This is a genomic window from Bacillus tequilensis (assembly GCF_012225885.1).
GTDB classification, from domain to species: Bacteria; Bacillota; Bacilli; order Bacillales; family Bacillaceae; genus Bacillus; species Bacillus tequilensis.
In genome coordinates, this window is record NZ_CP048852.1 from 1,749,008 (window position 1) to 1,765,757 (window position 16,750).

The following is a 16,750-nucleotide window of genomic DNA, read 5'->3' on the forward strand; positions in this document are numbered from 1 at the left end:
AGGGATTTTATTTGGAAGGAGAGGGGAGTGTTAGGAGAATATTTTGTTCTTTTCTTCTTCAAATTCCCTGAGATCATAGTGGGCAATGGTAGTTGATACATCTTCGTGGTGTGCAACATATTTTGAAACGAGCTTTAAATCCACTCCACTTTCAAGAAGGTAAGTTACACAAGAGGCTTTAAATATATGCGGATTAACTCTTCGTTGGAGAATATCACTTAAAACATTTGAGCAAAAATAATCAGCCCATGATTTTGAAGCTTGTCTAACTTCACCACCGTATTTAGTTGAGAATATGTACTCTGATTCATAGCCCCTTTTCTCAACCCATAAGCACATGTATTTTAACGCCTCAAGGTTAATCATATAAGGCTCTACTTTACCATCATCACCTTGTCCTTTTAGTCGAACATTATGACTGTATACAAATGTCTTTCCATCTGGTATTGGATAATCAAGTATTTCTGTCTTGAATTGTATAATTTCACTCCTTCTGGCTCCGACGTTAAAGGCTGTCGCAAGCCATGCCATACCTAAATAATTCTCGTCCTTTTCAAGTACATCCATCATATCTTTGTACTCATCAAAAGTAATTTTCACTTTGTCATATACTTTGTTTTTGGGGATAGGAGGGAGCCCTCGAGTTAAGTTTCTAAAACTACGGTACTCTTTGAAATCCTCGTCATCAGCAATAACATTCTCGATATAGTTAAACATGGATGAAACACAAGCTTTTTTAAAGCTTTGTGCAGATGAGGAGAGTTTGCGGTTATCACGAAGATAGCTTAAATAACGAAGAATGTCTCTTTTGGTAAGCTTATATAAAGGTTTGTTATTCATTGATTGATACACGTAATATCCAAACTGCCTTAGTCCAGATTGATATTGTTTTTTTGTTGCTGGACTAAAGTTTTGAACAGCAATGAACTCATCAACAATTGTTCTTAATTCATCGTTTACATGTTGCCACATTTCGTCAGTGATTTCAGGGAGTTTTTTAGCCCTATCCCGTAACATGTTTTTCTTTATTTTGGCCATTAATTCACCACCATTAGTCTGTATTAATTCCATCTGCTTTTAAATCTTTTTTTAGTGCTGCAGTTAATCGTCCATCTTTTAGGGTCTCAGCGGTATTCTTCATAACAGGACGAGGTTTACCGTAGCCATATCCATATGAATCAGGGTATGTATAACCTTGTCCGGTTTCAATAACTGCAGCAACATCTTTTCCATCATCTTCTCTAATATTGTCCAAGGATATCCCGTTACTCTCGTTGGTGGTTATAAAAGCGTCTTTAAGCTTTCCTGTACGTTCATAGAGTAGGGGGGTATAGGTGCCGTAAACATCTTCTTCAACATGATCTTGACCTGTTTTCGTCATGATTTGCTTAACGTTAGAAGAAGATTTATGTATAGACTGAATTACAGCTTGTTCAACCATAGCTTTGATTTCTTTTATGTTTTTCGCCATTACTGTGGATCAGCGCTGCTTTCAATCTCTTCGACCTTCTGAAGGATAAGATTATTTGCTTCTTCCTGAGATTTTTTTGATAACTCATCTATGTTTTGTTGCAGCATAACAGTGGCTTTACCTAGTTTTTCTAAACTCTCTTTAGGGAAGCTATTGATAATCAAAGGGAAGAACTCTGAATCTACAAGTTTAAGATACCATTTGACCTTATTTTTAATGTCATTTGGAATGCCCAAGTCTGTAAATTCTTTAATTAGTGAAAAGAATGCCCATTGAACTTGATTTATATCCTTAAAGGATTTAATTCCTGCTTCTTTTGCTTCTTCTTGATCAGAAATCAATCCGGCTAACATTTTTGTTAACCGGGAAGGGGAAAAGTATGGGTAGATAAATACATGTACATCATCTGTTAATTGGACTTTTTCTTTCTTATCGTACTTATTGACACTTTCCTCGATTAAACCTAAATTCAACTTTTTTGATGCCATTTTATTTCCTCCTTTAATATCCTCCATATAAAAAAGACACCAATCTGTGTTCGGTGTCACACTTCTTAAAGCAATGTTTAAACGGTTATTCTAATGGTATTACAGCGTCCATATAGTAGCCCGTCACATTGTTGTCATTATTAGAATGTAATCCAGTTAATTTTAAATCGCCACTTGCAAAAAGTAGAAGTTTGCTGTACCCAGTTATACCTGAGACTGAAATCATAGCAGTAGCTCCATTTAATGGTAGTCGAACTGATGGTATTGTGCCGCATACAACTTCACGAGTAGCTGTAATATGACCTCGCAATAAAAGGACATTCCCCCAAATAGCATATTGAAAAGGTCTATCTCCTGTAGCTGCTCCATTTTTGAGTGTGACATTATGCCAAGATATATTTTCAAACTCTGCATTTGAAGTTAGCTTTCGCCATCCAGACCAACCAGAGCTTCCATCTACAATATTTGTGTACATATTATTTTTGTAATCAATAGCCACAACATATCCGTAAATGCCATTTCCATTGGCATCTGTTGAAGTAAAGTGAAAATATCCTCTTGTTGATATAGTTGAAGGAGCATTCGCTGGTTTTCCTGTAGAATAAAATGTCCCAAATGTCTTACCTACTTTTACTATTCTCTCGAGAAAGTCATCTGTGTCAGCAATAGATACTAAGACACTTCCGTTATCATTTGTTATTTTTATCAGTTGAGCAGCATTCCACTTGTCCTTATCTTCTTTCGTTACATGAATATCTGTTTTGTTTTCATGGATATTGACCTTCGCTTGGGCTCCTGCTGAATACTCTAACTCGATCCAAGGCGTCCAGTTCTCTGTTCCGCTAACCTTGTTCCTCATAAATTTTCTTCTAGTCTCTGGAATTGACGTTGTTGCGCCACTATATGCGGTGAACTCTTGATATGGATAGGTTCCGTAGTTATACACCAATAAATATCCATTGGAATTTACAGGGGCGTTAAGTGAGGTTGACACCGAAGTTATATAATAGAATCCCGACTCAATGACAGTATTGAAATCTACACCAGACAAGTATTTAGCCAAACCGTTGTCTTGTGTTAATTTTGATAACTGAGCAGCATTCCACCTTGATCGCTCAGTATCATTAACATGTATTTTAGTGTCTTTAACATGTGCATCAAATTCTATTTTTGTTGCTTGTTTGTCATTTGTTACATTACTAAGCCCAACTTGTTGTTTTGTAACTTGGTGTGGATTACTTATATCTTTCATGTGTTTTATTAGCTCATAATTTTGATACTCCATGAAATCATTAACCTTACCGGTCAATTCTTGTTCATGATCAGTCATATGCTTTTCATTTTGTGAGAGTAAAGCTTTTAGATTGTTAATTTGTTCATTGTTTTGTTTTAATTGACCAACAAATTTACTGCTACTCATTAGCTCACCGCAATTCCTTTAACAGATACTTGGCCATTAACTGCGGATACTTCGAACATAACTTTAAACAATCCAGCAATGTCAAAATCCCAATACTCATTAGTATTTAAAGTACTGCTTCCAAGTTGGAAATCTGTTTTATTAGTACCACTGAGTGCAGTTTTTTCGCCATTTTCATCTACTGCATAAAACTTTATTTCTCGTGAAGTTGAGGAACCGGAGATCTTAACAGTAAGTTCCCGAAAATGACCAACTACAAATTCTTCACCTTCAGATGGGGAAGTTGCGGCTTCATGAAATGTAATTGAAGTTTTGTCTGGAATCGTGATTACGACATTTTCAGTCGTTTCTGTCAACAACTCCACCTCCTTAATTTGAATAAAAACTGTCTTTTATCTAGAAAAATATGAGGGGAGAGATCCCCTCAAAATCATTTAGCTTCAAATACTCTTACGTCTCTGTCAGTCCCATCATTAATTACATAGACATATAGGGTCTTGCCAACAGCAACGGGAACAGAAAAAGGTTTGTCACCGGCAGCTAACGGAATACCTGTATCAGCTGTTACATTAGAGTTCCCGATAAAAATTGTTCCTTCTGAAGGAGGATAGACAGTAAGTGCTGTTCTGTCAGTGATACCTGCGGTAACCTTTTGAGCTGTTGAAGTAACAGTGAATTTATCCGTCTTAAAAGAGGAGAAACCTGGATCTCTTTCATTCACTGTTACGGAAGGGGATTGTACTTGGATTCCTTTAATGGCATCCAAGCCAGCCTGAGGGAAGTCAACTTGTAGAGGGTTTTCTTGAGATTTTAAGTGAATATCTGTTACTAAACCACCGTTTCCGTCATCTCTAGCAGAGGATTTTACACCATTAAAATCATTAAGTTGTGCTGCCATTAAAAATCACTCCTATAAATTATTCGCCAAGATCTATCGATTTAGTTTGAACTTCTGTATCGGTATCAGGATTTGAAGTAGTTGCGTTGGCGTCCCTGCTTGCTTCTATTACTACAGCCATTTCGTCTGTATCCGAATCTGCTAATGCTTCAAACTTAATCTCAGGAGCTAGAGCATTTCCGTTTTCTAATGACATTTCAAATTCACCTGAAGGAGAAACATTTGGGAACTGAATATAGATGTCACTATATACTTCTTCTGTATCAGGATTATAAGCAATAGTGCGATATTCAACTTCATATCGTTCTGAGAACTTGCTGGCTTTAATGGCTAAACGTCTACCAACTTTTTCAATTTGATACACTGCTGTAAGTTTTTCTTTAGCAGCTGCAAATGCTGTTGGAATTGTATATGTACCATCAGTTGAAACTGCAATCTTATATGTTAACCCTTTTTTGTTATAGAAAGTTACATCGCTTACAGGCTCTCCTTTTAGAGTAACTTTGTTTGTATCATCTACAATCAGGCCATGTTCTCTATCGAAAACCTTTACTTTTGTTTCTTCCTGAATAGTTTCACCCTGTGTCATTGCAAGCCATTCTAAATCAAAGAAAGCATTTTTGACAGTTAGGTTAATTTCCTTCTCAGATTTAAGAATGTAAAGCGGTTTATTTCCGATTCCACCTCTGAGTTTTTCTTCGGAGATTGCTTGGGAGAATGATGCTGTTTGTGCTTCGGCTGTGAATACAAGCTTACCGTCAGATTTTCGTTTGAAATAAACGTCAGCTGTATCCTGAATAACTGTTTTCATCTAATTGTTGCCTCCTTAAATAATAAAAAAAGACAGCTATGCGCTGCCTTTACCAAAACCTTTAGTTTGTTTCATGAAACTTTCTCTACTTATGTAGTGCTTTTCTTCCTCAAATAAGTCGATATGTTTTCCCCAGCTTTCCATGTGTTTGGCTGCATCAGGTGAAACAGTCGCAAACAGGGTGGAGGTATCGTACTGTTTGAATTGGCCTACTCTGTAGTAAGTCATGTATAACTGAAACAGAGTCATTTCATTTATATCTTTGTACAAATATCCAGTGTGAGTAGCAACACTGCTCATGATGTCTGCCATATCAACCATATCTGAATCCTGACTTTTCACCCTCTTGCTGCGCTCGTTAGCTCGCTGTATCTCTGGGTTAGAGCTGATTTTTTCCTCTTTTAGACAAGACATTCTCAAGACCAATTCTCTTAGGGCTTCGAAGTTTTCCGGTGTAAGTTTCCCTAAAATTTCAACGCCATTAAAAACTGTGCTAAATATCACTTCATATGCTTCTTTAAAATTCGGAAGGATACTTGTAATTTCAAACAAAGTCCGTTTTTTAAGTTCGGCAATAAGACCATCTAATTGGCCAAATTGATTATTTTCCTTTTTGCTGTAAATATAAATAATCTCATTCTTAGACATCTTAAACCAACTGAGGTACGGAGTTAAAAAAGCATATTCTTTAACTTTTATAAATCGACAATCGCCAAATTCTGTAGGAATTGGTTCGCCGGTTATAAAGAATTCACTATCAATCATTTCATAGCCCCAAAGGTATAAATTAATTTATATCCGAGGTAACCGTCAGGAGGATTAGTGATTAGCAGTCTTTTATAAGAGCTTGTCTTACCAATACCAGCAAAATTTTGATTGAACAAAAGCTTATTAATTCTGTCATTAATCTTAAGATTTCTAAACTCAGTTTCTTCAAAGGTGTTAATATGGGTGAAAACATCAATCATCAAGTCTTGATCAAGAAGCATGACGCTTTGGCTAGATGGTTTTGGTAATGCGTTCCCTAAATAAACACATATCCTACATAATGGTGAATCCGATAGATCATCTGTTTTAGGCGCTCGCTTAAATATGGTATTGATTATAGCGGGTGAATCATTTGTGGAGTCATAATAATTTTCGAGTGATTGAACATCTGGATGAGAAGGGGAGAGAGGATCAGTTTTGTAATACAAGAGCCGATTTAGTTCAACATCATCCATAACTAATCTGAAGACTTTTGTCATCTGTTCAACAGTCATGCTCATGTCTTTTCACCAACTTTCTTTTTGGCAACCAATTTTATTGTTCCGTTGTCTCCATAGACTTTTGAAAAGTCTATATCATCGACTTGATAATCTTCGCCAAAGAAGGTGAGGATAAGTCCAATTTTCAATTTTTCATGAACAAGATAAGGAATTGTAATGTTTGCTTGACCATCCGGAAGATTTACCGCCAATTCAGTGCCATTTATTGAAGTTGTCCTTTCAAATATGCAGGGGACTTCAGTTTTTTCACCAGGTACTTTTTCATAAATTGGCTTACCGGTGATTTCGTTAATTTTGCCAGTGTCGATTAGCTTGTCTTCTGAAGTAAGAAAAAATGATGTTCCGCATATTTTTATCTCAGCCTTTTTGTAAATCTTATTACTGAGAGGGTGGGAGGTGATGAGCCATGTTACATCATTAAACTTAACAACCCCGCCACAATAAATGTCAGCAATTTCACCTAGTATATATCTTGCAGAACCATCGCCACTAGAGTACTTTGAGGTAATCATTACTGTTTTTTCGATTCCATCAATTGTGACTTTTTCAGATTCAAGCCCCTTTAGGCCTTGTTGGAAAATAAGCTTACCATCATGAAGAAGTTTATTATTAATGTTAACTTTGTGGTAATTACTGTAGTCCTTCATTTGAATCACCGTCTGTTACTAAGTTATCCCTAAGTCTGCTTAATTCACCACTTACAGTTAAAATAGTGTCCCTGATTTCTGTGAGTTCAGGATCACTTAGTAGCTTTATAGTAAGGTATTTCTCCAGTTTGAAGAGGACTGAATTGTTTCTCTTGCACAGTTTATTGCAAAAAACATCTAAGTCCTCAAGCTTTATTTGTCCATCTTTATGTGCCGATTTAACTTTAATTTTACTCATAGATAATCCACCGCAGCGTTCAATATCAAGCGTTCAATTTCGTTTTTCTGATCTATTACACTTTGTTTAAGGGAATTGAGCTGTGTGCCAAAGTTTTTGATTCCCACGTCATTGGTGAAGGGTTGCCACGTATTCTCAAACAAGGTCTTTTTATTTAACAGAAAGATGTATCTCAAGAAGTGTGCAATAATAAGAAGATCATCCTCAGATAAATCTCTATTTACAGTTTCTGTTGAATCATCAGCCTTTAAATTGTCTCTGAGTCTGTTGTTGAAATGAAGGATTGCATTTCGAATTGATTGATAAATGTGTTCTTCTGTTTGAGGAACATCAAAATCAGATGTCTCGCAGTTGTTTAAAAAGGTTTCCCATATTTGATCATAAGATGTCATAAAAATCCCTCCTTTTAGTCAAAGAGAAGGGAAGGATCAGCGACTCCCATCCAATCAGCCAAAACTTTTAATTTGCCCACAGCAATGTCATCGCTAAATTCTGAAGCAACGTCAATAATAAATTGCTTCTCAGAATCCACTGTGATTTTATCGAGCTTATTTTTTAGTTGAGCAATATTTCCCGATTTAATCATCTTTTCAATTTCTTCTTTAGTATGGATGTTATTTTCATAAGCCTCCGACTCAACAATAGAATCTTTAATTTCTTTGGTTGTCTCATTATCTTCAACAATAACTAATTCACCTTTATCGAAACAAACGCTGTTCATTGTGAGCCATTCAACAACTTCTTTTGGAACTTCTTTAATATCAGCCTTCCCATTTTTACTACCAGCCCAAGTGTATTGTTTATGTCCACCATCGCCGGTATACCCAACAAAATAAGATGTACTTCTGTATCGTGCTAACTTAATTTTTTCAGTCAAATTTATATCCTCCTAAAAAATCCTCATATTTTGATTTAGATAGACACTGCAGCTTGTTCTTCAATAATTCCGATTGCTTCTCCAAAAAGAAGGTTAACAGAAGCATCTTGGACAATTTTCATTTTAATTCTTTCATCTTCAATATCTTGCTCTGTCAATTGACGCAATCCGCCATACTCAACAACAGAAAATGGTTTTTGAGAAACGCCGCCGGCAAACATATATCCTTTATTGACAGGGAGTTCGACTTTGCTATTTGTATCGTCAGTAAATGGGTTAGTGAGGTTGACAGCAGTTGTTCTACCGATTGTAGCAGGGTTCAATGCAGTAAGGAGTTCTCCTTTAATTTCTTCTGTTAAGAAGTTCTTATACGTTGAGTCTGTTCCTTGTTGGATTGCGAAGTAGTCGATGAGAAGGGTGTCAGCTACGAAGATAGGTTTCCCGCCATAACGTTGAAGCACAGATGCTACTTTGTTGTATTGTTGAAGAGTAAGGTTTGAGCCTGTTTGAACATTCTTTGCAGGGATTTTACCTGCTGTAATTGCACTTGCAGTTAATTGATGAATTTTATCGAGGTATAAACGGACTTTAGCATCTGCAATATCATTCACCAATTTATTAAAGTAAGTAATTGAATCTGTTACGAGGTCTAGAGGCTCATAGTAGAAACCTGTTGACATAGTTTTTGGAACGGCTGGAACAGTTTCTTGACCTTCAACACGAACTAAGTCAACGCCAGAACCTGTAGCAGACCAAATGACTTTTGCTTTATTCTTTTTCGGAATTTTAATTTGTTTAATATTACCTCGTTTTTCTTGTTGGACATTGGCCAAAAGGGAGAGCAGCTGAGTTACTTTGGGTTTTGCAATTTCATCAGCTTGTTCAACGACAAGGTTATTAAATTGATGAAGCATGGAAGGGTCAGGTGTAGTACCGCCGTCGCCAAACACTTTCTTAATGTAAGTTTGGATATCAGCTTGATCTGTACCGTCCATTTTATTATTTAATACACGGCTAAACAAGCCTTTGATTTTCACAGTATCTAATTTCATTTAAAATACTCCTTTTATTGAAATTTATTTGTTATGTATTAGGCCTCGATTACTTCAAGGCGAACAAGCTTTTGTCCCATTGTGTAAACAAGGTCATCTTCATTGTTTACAACGAGGAACTTAGCAGAAGAATCAGCATAATCCTCATGAGGTGAAGCAGGATCACTAAGAATATACTTTTGAGTAGCGATATCAAAGTGAGCTACTTGACCTTGTTTAACCTCAGTCACTCCTGTATTAAATGAAAATGCAGAAACATCAAAACGGGTATAAGCTGGCTCAAGGATAACAATTCGAGCATGTTCTCCTACACCGTTATAAAAATCTCTCATTGATTCACCAAGGTAGCGTGCTTCAGGGGATGCAATTAAATATGCTTTTTTTGTTTTATCTGATAGTTTCGAAGCTGTACGGTTCCCCTCAGCATCAAAACCAAGTTCAACAAGCATAAAGTTATCAATGTCTGAACCAGTCACTTTTGCACCGTGAGCAACTGTTTTGATTTTTAAAGAATTCAAGTTTCCAGTAGTATGATTGCCTACTTCAGTAAGGGCTTTTTGTAATCTTGTAGCCATATTTTATTCCTCCAAGTTTAAAATTTATTGTGAAAAGCGTGATTCAAAAGAGTCATCGTTAGGGATTAAATTTTCCCGTTTACTTGAAAATTCTCTAATGGTTGTATTTGTTTCAGTAGGAACACTAACTAAATCAACTAACATTGTGTTAAGTTGTAATACAGCTTTTTCTCCTTCTCCCCCTTGTTTAATGGAAGCATGGATAAGGTTTTGTACTTCTTCTGTACTGAATTTATCCTCAGCATTTAAAGCTTCAAATTTTGCTTTATAGAATTCATTTTTCTCATTTAGTTTTTGCTCTAATAAAGTTTTCTCGTGTTTTTCTTTATAAGGCTTCAATTGTTCCACTTCAGAATTTAATTGCACAAGCTTTTCACTGGCAGTGTTGAATTGCAGTTCAATATCTGCCTTATTCTTATTGATTTGATTTACTTGTTTCGTTAAATCTTTAATCTGTTCATCTTTTTGGTTAAGTTGTGTTTGAATAGGTTCAGGAACAACTTCCTCCCAGTTACGTGTCATGAATACCTCAGTTTTACTGTCAAAATCAATTGAAACAGTATCGCCTGCTCTTGTGTAATTGAACTTAAAGTATTTGTCATAGCTATTGTCATCTGACCAGCTATACACGTTTACGATGAAATAAGTATCATATACATCTGCAATATAAGATGCTGATTCCTTGTCAAGGGTTGGATCTAATTGGTTATAAAGAAGTGTTCGTACGTCAGAATGAGACAATTCAAACACTTTTCTAAACTTATTCATTTTTTCACCTTCCTCATTATTTTGTCTTGTAGCTGCTTGAGCAACTAATCTTTCAAATTGTTGAATTTCATTAAAGCTAAGAAGTTTGGAAGAATCATAAGCGGGGAGGACAATGTCATGCTCTCCACGTTTCTCTGAATTTAAAATTGCATGACCTTCGAAATAGATAGGGGACTGTAGGTGTTCAATGCCATCTTGCATAGTGTAATTTGAATAAAGGATCTCACAACTTGTATTAATGTTAATACCCCGACCATACCATTCAAGTAAAAGTTCACATGCATCTTTAAATCGGGAGCTCCAAAGTATTGCATCTGCTGCCAATACTTCTTTTTTACCTTCTGGGGTTTCAATTTCAGTTATGTATCCCTCGGATGTAAAGACACCAATTGGGGCAGTATCTCTTTTTACTTCAAGTTCTCCGTGCTTGTCTGTGTCTAGATAAGCTTCATGAGTTCCCAAAGCATCTGTAGAAGTATTTAATTCATCAACCTCGTAATATTTTGCAACAATCGGTTTATTAATAATTGTTGAAGCAGCTTCAAGAGCAACATCCTTAGAAATTACTGCGTTATTGTGAGAGACATCGAAATCAAAAATGACAAAGCTACATGACAACTTTGTTGGGTCATCTGATGTTTTAATCTCATTCAATTGAAGTTGGCATAGTTTTTTCTTTTGCTTCTTTGTCAAATAATTTCACCTCCCTTCAAAAGTGAAGTTTTAAATAGGATTGTCATTACCGTTGGATGTAGCTGACTTCACTGTGTTGTCGTTGTTTTTATTTCCTTCATTTGGGCGGCCTGCTTCATTCCCAGTGAAGGTATATGAAGTTTGATAAGGTTTAATTTTTTCTTGGAGTTTCAGCTCTTCAGTTTCATGTAGAGTTTGTTCAAGGTAACTTTCCCAAGACACTCCTGCCAAATTATCAACTACGTGCTTAATAGACCATCCCTTATCATTTAATTTAATTAAGATATCCATTTTTTCTTTGAGAGTGAGTGGCTTGTCCTTATCGTAATTCATATAGTAGTTGTCTTTTTGGGCAACAGGTAAAACAAGGTTGAATAACTTTTGATAAACCTCTTGCTCAATATCCTCCATTAAAACTCCAATACGCTTATAAAATGTATCCAAGTTTAACGAAGAAGTTGCGTAGTTACCTCCATTACCATTTAAAAGGGAGCCGGATAAGCCGTAAGCTGATTGAATGTCACTATTGATATGGTCAAATTTTGCTCCATCTAATCCATCTGCTTTAACATCAGGAAAGTTGATATCAGCAAAGTCAGGGATTGATACTACAGTTACTCCATCCTTTTGGTTCTTTTCTAAAGCTGCTTTTACTCCACCATGAATTTTTTGTTTAACTGCTTTAGGTAGCTTCATGTTTGTATATTCGCCATTACCTTTATCCGTTCCAATCGTTAGAACTGCAACAGCGTTAATGATTTTATTTGCGATGGATCTTTCAACATCCTTAAGCTTCTTTTTATGAAGAACATCATATAGGCCTGGGGTAACCCAAGATGTTCCCAATCCTTGATTTCTTTTTAGAGTTCCTGTGCGTAGTGGAAAAGTTCTTTCTTGTGGCAGTTCCTTATATCGATATTTCTCTCGATCTTTAATGAAGTTTTCATAATCGCTCTGTTTAATATAAGGGGAGAGGCTTTTTAACAATTCATTTCTGCGATCATCTTCATATTTAGTGAACATCTCCATGTCAACTACACATACCCAGTCCCCATTTCTCCTAAAAGAGGGGAACACATATTTAATCTCATCAAAGATAAACGGATAAGGACTCTTAGCATCCCCAAGCCATATACCAACAAGAGTGCCAGCTGTAGCTACTTGTTTTAACAGATCCCTAGTAAGTCTTTTATGTTTGACCTTATGTAAGGATTTATTCAGAAGAGAAATGTGCTTATCTGAAGACTTAACTTTATTAAAGGAGTCAATTTTATAGTTGAGGGTAGGAAGGGCTTCAATCAATTCGAACAATTGGTGAATCTCTGCAGTCGAGATATAAAAATACTCAGCAAGATCTTCAATTTCCTCTTGAAATTGATCGGGGTTAGAAAAATAATTCTTTAATTGTTCGGCCTCAATTTCCGTAACAATCCCATTGGAAAACATATTTGAGATAAAGCCGGAAGCAAATGTAGAAGTATAAGTTGAATAGTCATTCAGCATTTGTTTATACTCTTCAGACTCAATGTCAACTTTATTTAAGGTTACCATGTTTCACCTCATTTCTTTTAAAAATAAACTAGTTCGTCTTCAACGTCATACTCAGTTTGTTTGTTTAACTGCCTTTCTAATACAGTGGCAATGTAGTTGCCATAAGCCACTGAGCTATATCTGTCTTTTCGTTTGCTCTTTGGCTCTTTAAGTTTAACTTGTCCGTTATCGCTATATTCAGCTTCTAAGTTGATCATTTCATTTATCAGAAGGGTAATCTGAGCATAGCTTGAAAGGAATTTTCCTTTAACTTCAGGAGATAGCCCTTCATAGCCTTTAAATCTTTTCAGATATTCTTTTCCTTCATTTTCGTTGATAGGAATTTTGATTTTCCCTCGTTTGAATCCATCTTTGAGTAATACAGCAATTTCGCTGTTCAATTGTGCATTGCCTTTAATGCTATAAATTACTTTTTCGGCATTTTGGTAAGTACAACGCTCAGCCATTCTTTCATCGTTAATACATGAAAATGGCTCGTATTCTTTTGCACGTTCTTTATCATATAAAGGCTGGCATAATGCATCATACACACCTAGTCCGATACTCTGAGTATCCAATACAATATAATCGCAATCATAATCTTCGTATATTTGTCGAATTCTTGTTGCTTGAGTTCCTGTGTGACCGCCTACGATGCTCTCCATGTATACAATATGACGATCATATCCATTGGAGTTTGGAATCAGTCTGAATACAGTGTAAACACTGGCATCATTATCCTTACCGGCCATCCCAGCGATATCATTGCTTACCAGTCTAATTTCTCCTGGTTTCTTGCCCTCATATTTGAAGTTGGAATCCTTGATTAGACTGTAATAATCAGGAGGGAAGAGGGGAGAAGCAAGTTTGCGGTTCTTTTCAATGTCTTCAAATTTAAAATAGGCTTTTTCAGATTCACCAAACCAGAGAGCTTCCATTTCCATAGACCAACCGATAGGGTCAAAGTCTTCTTCGGCCATTTCATCTCTAACCTGATCTTTATCCAAAAGACCTTCTTTAATTGCGATCTGATAAGGGAGACCGCACACAAAATATTTTGATCCTTTCATCATGGCATTGTAGTAAGTTATGAATCTGTTAAATGACCAATGAACCTTGTACCAGCAAGAAGACAAGTAAATTTCTTTGTTTCGTTCTTTTAGATGAGCGTATTCTTCTTTTTCGAGATATTTAGGAGAACGGGGAGCTGTAAGGAATTTTCGAAGTACTTTACTTATGATTTCAAAATCAACCATTCTGAATTCATCTACAATAAGGAGGTTTGCACGTTTGGAGCGGGCACCATCATTTGAGGCTACGATTTTAATCCAGCTGCCATTATGAAACTCCACTTTAGCATCATTCGTTGAGGTTTTTAAATCTTCAATTTCTCGCCTTAAATTAGGCGATTCTTTGCGTAAGTCATCAATTTTCTCTATGACTTCACGAGCTTGTCCCTTTGTACCCGATGCGATAACTATTTTAGTACCTGGGAAGAGTATGGCTTGCACACAGCAGTATACAGAGGTTAACCAAGTTTTACCCTGCCCACGACTGGCCAGGTACATAAAATAATGGTTATGTACCATCATGTAAATTAAAATACATTGAAACAATTTAAGTGTAATACCCAAGTATTCTTTTACAAAACGGTGTGGGTTTGCTCTATAGAAAGAAGTCCATGCGCCGATACCATCCATTAATCGTTCGGATTTTGATTTCTTTTTAAAGTTGTTTCCCTTTTTAAAAATATTGATTCCTTGACTGTGCTTGTTACGATCTGTTGTAAAATTTTTATGTGAGGTCATTTTCTCGATCCTCTTCTTCTGCAATAGGTTCTTCTACAGTATGCTTATTCATCTCTTCCCAATATTCCTCTGAATAATGATTTTTCAAACCAAGCATTCGGGACAGATGCCCAAGGAAAAACACCTTAATGTATTTCCCGATTTTATCAGGATCTTTCCACCTAGGCTCTGGCTCAGGAATAGGTCTCTCATTCTCATATTTTTTGATCAGAGTGCCAAATGACTCTTGTTCAACTCCACTTGCTCCAGTTTCTTGAACTGGTTTTAAATTACTTGATCCAAGTAAATCTTGAAGAGTTTTTTGCTGCTGATCGACTTTTTCACCATTTTCACGTCGTTTACGGATATCTAGCCGAGTCAAACATATTTCATTTATAAGAAGTTCCATTCCTTTAGAATCACATTCATACCTATTTGTGAAGTCAATGTACTCATTCTGAAGCCAAATGTAATCTTCAACATCAAGACCACGACCCCAGAATTGCATTAATTGATCTATGTCTTTCTTAGATATATCTTCTGTAGTTTTAGCTAGTAACAGTTGTGTTGTGTATTCTTGTTCTTCTTCAAAGTCAAATTCACTGTCTGCCCAAGTTTTTGACTTGTAATCTTTCATTCCGATATTTTTCATATATGTACCCAACACATTTCCAGCCGATTTTTTCTTGGATTCTGATTCATTAACAGCAGAAACCCACAAGTCGTAAACAAATGGACGGTCAATCATTCTCAAGATGTTTTGCACATTCTTTAAGTTATCTTTGTCTTTTTGGAATTCATTTTGGAGACAGCTTTTACATACTGACAGCTTGCCGGTTGCAGAGTTGAAAGGAGATTCGGATATATAATATTGATTGGCATTTTGTTCCTTGCCGCAGCATGAGCATTTGATTTTTTCTATAGCCATATTTCACCTCCATAAAGTTCGTTGATGTAAACACGTTTTATAAAACGCTCAGTAATAGAGCAGAAGGGGAGTACCGCAATCATCCTGGGCGTTCTAAAAAGGTGCTTGTTTATAATGTAAAGTACACTTTACGTTAAGGTTGCTTTACGTTACAATTAAATTATAAGGGGGAATGCTTTTGAAAAATCGGGTAATGGAATATAGAAAAAAATATGGATATTCCCAAGATAAACTTGCGGAATTACTAAATGTAAGCAGACAAACGATTATTTCAATTGAGAAAGGTAAATACAACCCTTCGTTACCCTTGGCATTACACATTGCAAAGATATTCAATACCATTGTAGAGCAAATTTTTCTGCTGGAAGAGGACTGATCATTTTTATATAGGGGGATAATCATGACTTCTCAAAGGAACTTTTATTTGCTTGGAGTTTTGTTTTTGATGCTATTAGGCGTAATCGCTTTTTTTAGAATAGCGACGGACTCTTTATCGTATTTAGAAATATTAATGTATGGAACTGCAGCATTTATATGCTTTGCAAGAGGGTATATCTATCCTCAGTTCAAACACAAAGATGAAAGAGCAAATTTCATAAAGCAAAAAGGAATGAAAATTTCATTCACTGCTCTGCTTACCTATCTGGTTGTCATATTGTACGGTACTTACTTGAATGTTATAACATTGTCAGTGTTTGAAATAGTTAGCACTTTAATAGCACTTACTCTCCTTACACTTTTTTCCTCATGGGTCATATTAGTAAAGAAATATTAATCAAAAAGAGGGGATAATTTCACCCTCTTTTTAATTTTATCTGGATAAAATTAAAGTTTTATCAATAGTGAATTTTAAAAAATTCTTTATCAACTGGGTTCACTTTAAAAATCAAGTCTAAACCCGATACTTCTCCGTTAACACCTTTTAATTCAGCCCTGGAAATAATTTCTACATTGTTAAATTCTAAGGTAACTCTATGGGCCTCTGATGACTCAGGACGAGAACCGACAGTTTCAGCCAACAGTTTGAATTCATGCTTAGGTGTCTCAGTTAAAACAGAAATATATTGTTTCTTTCCCAACTTTGATTCAAAGGAGGTAGGGGCTTTATAATCACCTAAAAATTTAAGTACCTCAAAATTCAGTAGAGCATTCTTTGCAAAAATCAAATACGTTTCATGTTCATCACTATAAAAAATTTCAACATCTTGAAGTGTTGTTAAATCAACTAAAGATTCCTCAGTTTTTCTATCATATAAGTGAAGGTTATACACTTCATGCATTGCTAAATCCAAGCAGGTT

22 protein-coding genes are annotated in these 16,750 nt (G+C 35.9%); 2 read left to right on the plus strand and 20 right to left on the minus strand.

Annotated features, from left to right (window positions below):
* Nucleotides 1–30 precede the first annotated feature (30 nt).
* The 19 genes from G4P54_RS09225 to G4P54_RS09315 all read right to left on the minus strand — a co-directional run bounded on the left by G4P54_RS09225 (nt 31) and on the right by G4P54_RS09315 (nt 15,451).
* Nucleotides 31–1,038, minus strand: coding sequence for a tyrosine-type recombinase/integrase (locus tag G4P54_RS09225; protein WP_167872435.1), 1,008 nt, complete (start codon nt 1,036–1,038; stop codon nt 31–33).
* 13 nt (nt 1,039–1,051) lie between these two features.
* Nucleotides 1,052–1,471: a hypothetical protein gene (locus tag G4P54_RS09230; protein ID WP_167872436.1), complete on the minus strand. Its 420-nt coding sequence runs from the start codon at nt 1,469–1,471 to the stop codon at nt 1,052–1,054.
* Nucleotides 1,471–1,959: a hypothetical protein gene (locus G4P54_RS09235; RefSeq protein ID WP_167872437.1), complete on the minus strand. Its 489-nt coding sequence runs from the start codon at nt 1,957–1,959 to the stop codon at nt 1,471–1,473. The genes G4P54_RS09230 and G4P54_RS09235 overlap by 1 nt, the downstream gene beginning before the upstream one ends.
* An 85-nt stretch (nt 1,960–2,044) precedes the next feature.
* A complete protein-coding gene (locus G4P54_RS09240; RefSeq protein WP_167872438.1) occupies nt 2,045–3,379 on the minus strand; it encodes an XkdV family phage structural protein in 1,335 nt (444 codons plus the stop codon).
* A complete protein-coding gene (locus G4P54_RS09245; protein WP_167872439.1) occupies nt 3,379–3,735 on the minus strand; it encodes a CBM20 domain-containing protein in 357 nt (118 codons plus the stop codon). The genes G4P54_RS09240 and G4P54_RS09245 overlap by 1 nt, the downstream gene beginning before the upstream one ends.
* A 74-nt stretch (nt 3,736–3,809) precedes the next feature.
* Nucleotides 3,810–4,277, minus strand: a complete 468-nt coding sequence (locus tag G4P54_RS09250) for a hypothetical protein (RefSeq protein WP_167872440.1) — start codon at nt 4,275–4,277, stop codon at nt 3,810–3,812.
* 19 nt (nt 4,278–4,296) lie between these two features.
* Nucleotides 4,297–5,088: a YomU family phage tail tube protein gene (locus G4P54_RS09255; RefSeq protein ID WP_167872441.1), complete on the minus strand. Its 792-nt coding sequence runs from the start codon at nt 5,086–5,088 to the stop codon at nt 4,297–4,299.
* 36 nt (nt 5,089–5,124) lie between these two features.
* Nucleotides 5,125–5,853, minus strand: a complete 729-nt coding sequence (locus G4P54_RS09260) for a hypothetical protein (protein WP_167872442.1) — start codon at nt 5,851–5,853, stop codon at nt 5,125–5,127.
* Nucleotides 5,850–6,356, minus strand: a complete 507-nt coding sequence (locus G4P54_RS09265; protein ID WP_167872443.1) for a hypothetical protein — start codon at nt 6,354–6,356, stop codon at nt 5,850–5,852. The genes G4P54_RS09260 and G4P54_RS09265 overlap by 4 nt, the downstream gene beginning before the upstream one ends.
* Nucleotides 6,353–7,003, minus strand: a complete 651-nt coding sequence (locus tag G4P54_RS09270; protein ID WP_167872444.1) for a hypothetical protein — start codon at nt 7,001–7,003, stop codon at nt 6,353–6,355. The genes G4P54_RS09265 and G4P54_RS09270 overlap by 4 nt, the downstream gene beginning before the upstream one ends.
* Nucleotides 6,987–7,241 carry a hypothetical protein gene (locus tag G4P54_RS09275; protein ID WP_167872445.1) on the minus strand — a complete coding sequence of 85 codons (255 nt, stop codon included), beginning with the start codon at nt 7,239–7,241 and terminating at the stop codon, nt 6,987–6,989. The genes G4P54_RS09270 and G4P54_RS09275 overlap by 17 nt, the downstream gene beginning before the upstream one ends.
* Nucleotides 7,238–7,633, minus strand: a complete 396-nt coding sequence (locus G4P54_RS09280) for a hypothetical protein (protein ID WP_167872446.1) — start codon at nt 7,631–7,633, stop codon at nt 7,238–7,240. Before G4P54_RS09280 ends, G4P54_RS09275 begins: the two co-directional genes overlap by 4 nt.
* Before the next feature lie 14 nt (nt 7,634–7,647).
* Entirely contained in the window at nt 7,648–8,118 is a 471-nt protein-coding gene (locus G4P54_RS09285; RefSeq protein ID WP_167872447.1) for a hypothetical protein, read from the minus strand.
* Between the two features lie 35 nt (nt 8,119–8,153).
* Entirely contained in the window at nt 8,154–9,170 is a 1,017-nt protein-coding gene (locus tag G4P54_RS09290; protein ID WP_014472029.1) for a hypothetical protein, read from the minus strand.
* A gap of 38 nt (nt 9,171–9,208) precedes the next feature.
* Complete coding sequence (locus G4P54_RS09295; RefSeq protein WP_010328108.1) at nt 9,209–9,745, minus strand: hypothetical protein; 537 nt, start codon at nt 9,743–9,745, stop codon at nt 9,209–9,211.
* 24 nt (nt 9,746–9,769) lie between these two features.
* On the minus strand, nt 9,770–11,206 hold the full coding sequence (locus tag G4P54_RS09300; protein WP_167872448.1) for a DUF8531 domain-containing protein: 1,437 nt from the start codon (nt 11,204–11,206) through the stop codon (nt 9,770–9,772).
* 30 nt (nt 11,207–11,236) lie between these two features.
* Nucleotides 11,237–12,757: a hypothetical protein gene (locus G4P54_RS09305; RefSeq protein ID WP_167872449.1), complete on the minus strand. Its 1,521-nt coding sequence runs from the start codon at nt 12,755–12,757 to the stop codon at nt 11,237–11,239.
* A 17-nt stretch (nt 12,758–12,774) separates the two neighbouring features.
* Nucleotides 12,775–14,544: a terminase large subunit domain-containing protein gene (locus G4P54_RS09310; protein WP_167872450.1), complete on the minus strand. Its 1,770-nt coding sequence runs from the start codon at nt 14,542–14,544 to the stop codon at nt 12,775–12,777.
* On the minus strand, nt 14,531–15,451 hold the full coding sequence (locus G4P54_RS09315) for a hypothetical protein (protein WP_167872451.1): 921 nt from the start codon (nt 15,449–15,451) through the stop codon (nt 14,531–14,533). Before G4P54_RS09315 ends, G4P54_RS09310 begins: the two co-directional genes overlap by 14 nt.
* 178 nt (nt 15,452–15,629) lie before the next feature.
* Between G4P54_RS09315 and G4P54_RS09320 the strand changes: the two genes are divergently transcribed.
* Nucleotides 15,630–15,827 (plus strand): helix-turn-helix transcriptional regulator, encoded by a 198-nt coding sequence (locus G4P54_RS09320; RefSeq protein WP_167872452.1) that lies wholly within the window; start codon nt 15,630–15,632, stop codon nt 15,825–15,827.
* Nucleotides 15,828–15,851: 24 nt separating this feature from the next.
* Entirely contained in the window at nt 15,852–16,226 is a 375-nt protein-coding gene (locus G4P54_RS09325) for a hypothetical protein (RefSeq protein WP_167872453.1), read from the plus strand.
* A 61-nt stretch (nt 16,227–16,287) separates the two neighbouring features.
* Here G4P54_RS09325 and G4P54_RS09330 read toward each other — a convergent pair whose 3' ends face one another.
* Complete coding sequence (locus tag G4P54_RS09330) at nt 16,288–16,743, minus strand: hypothetical protein (RefSeq protein WP_041336998.1); 456 nt, start codon at nt 16,741–16,743, stop codon at nt 16,288–16,290.
* Nucleotides 16,744–16,750 lie beyond the last annotated feature (7 nt).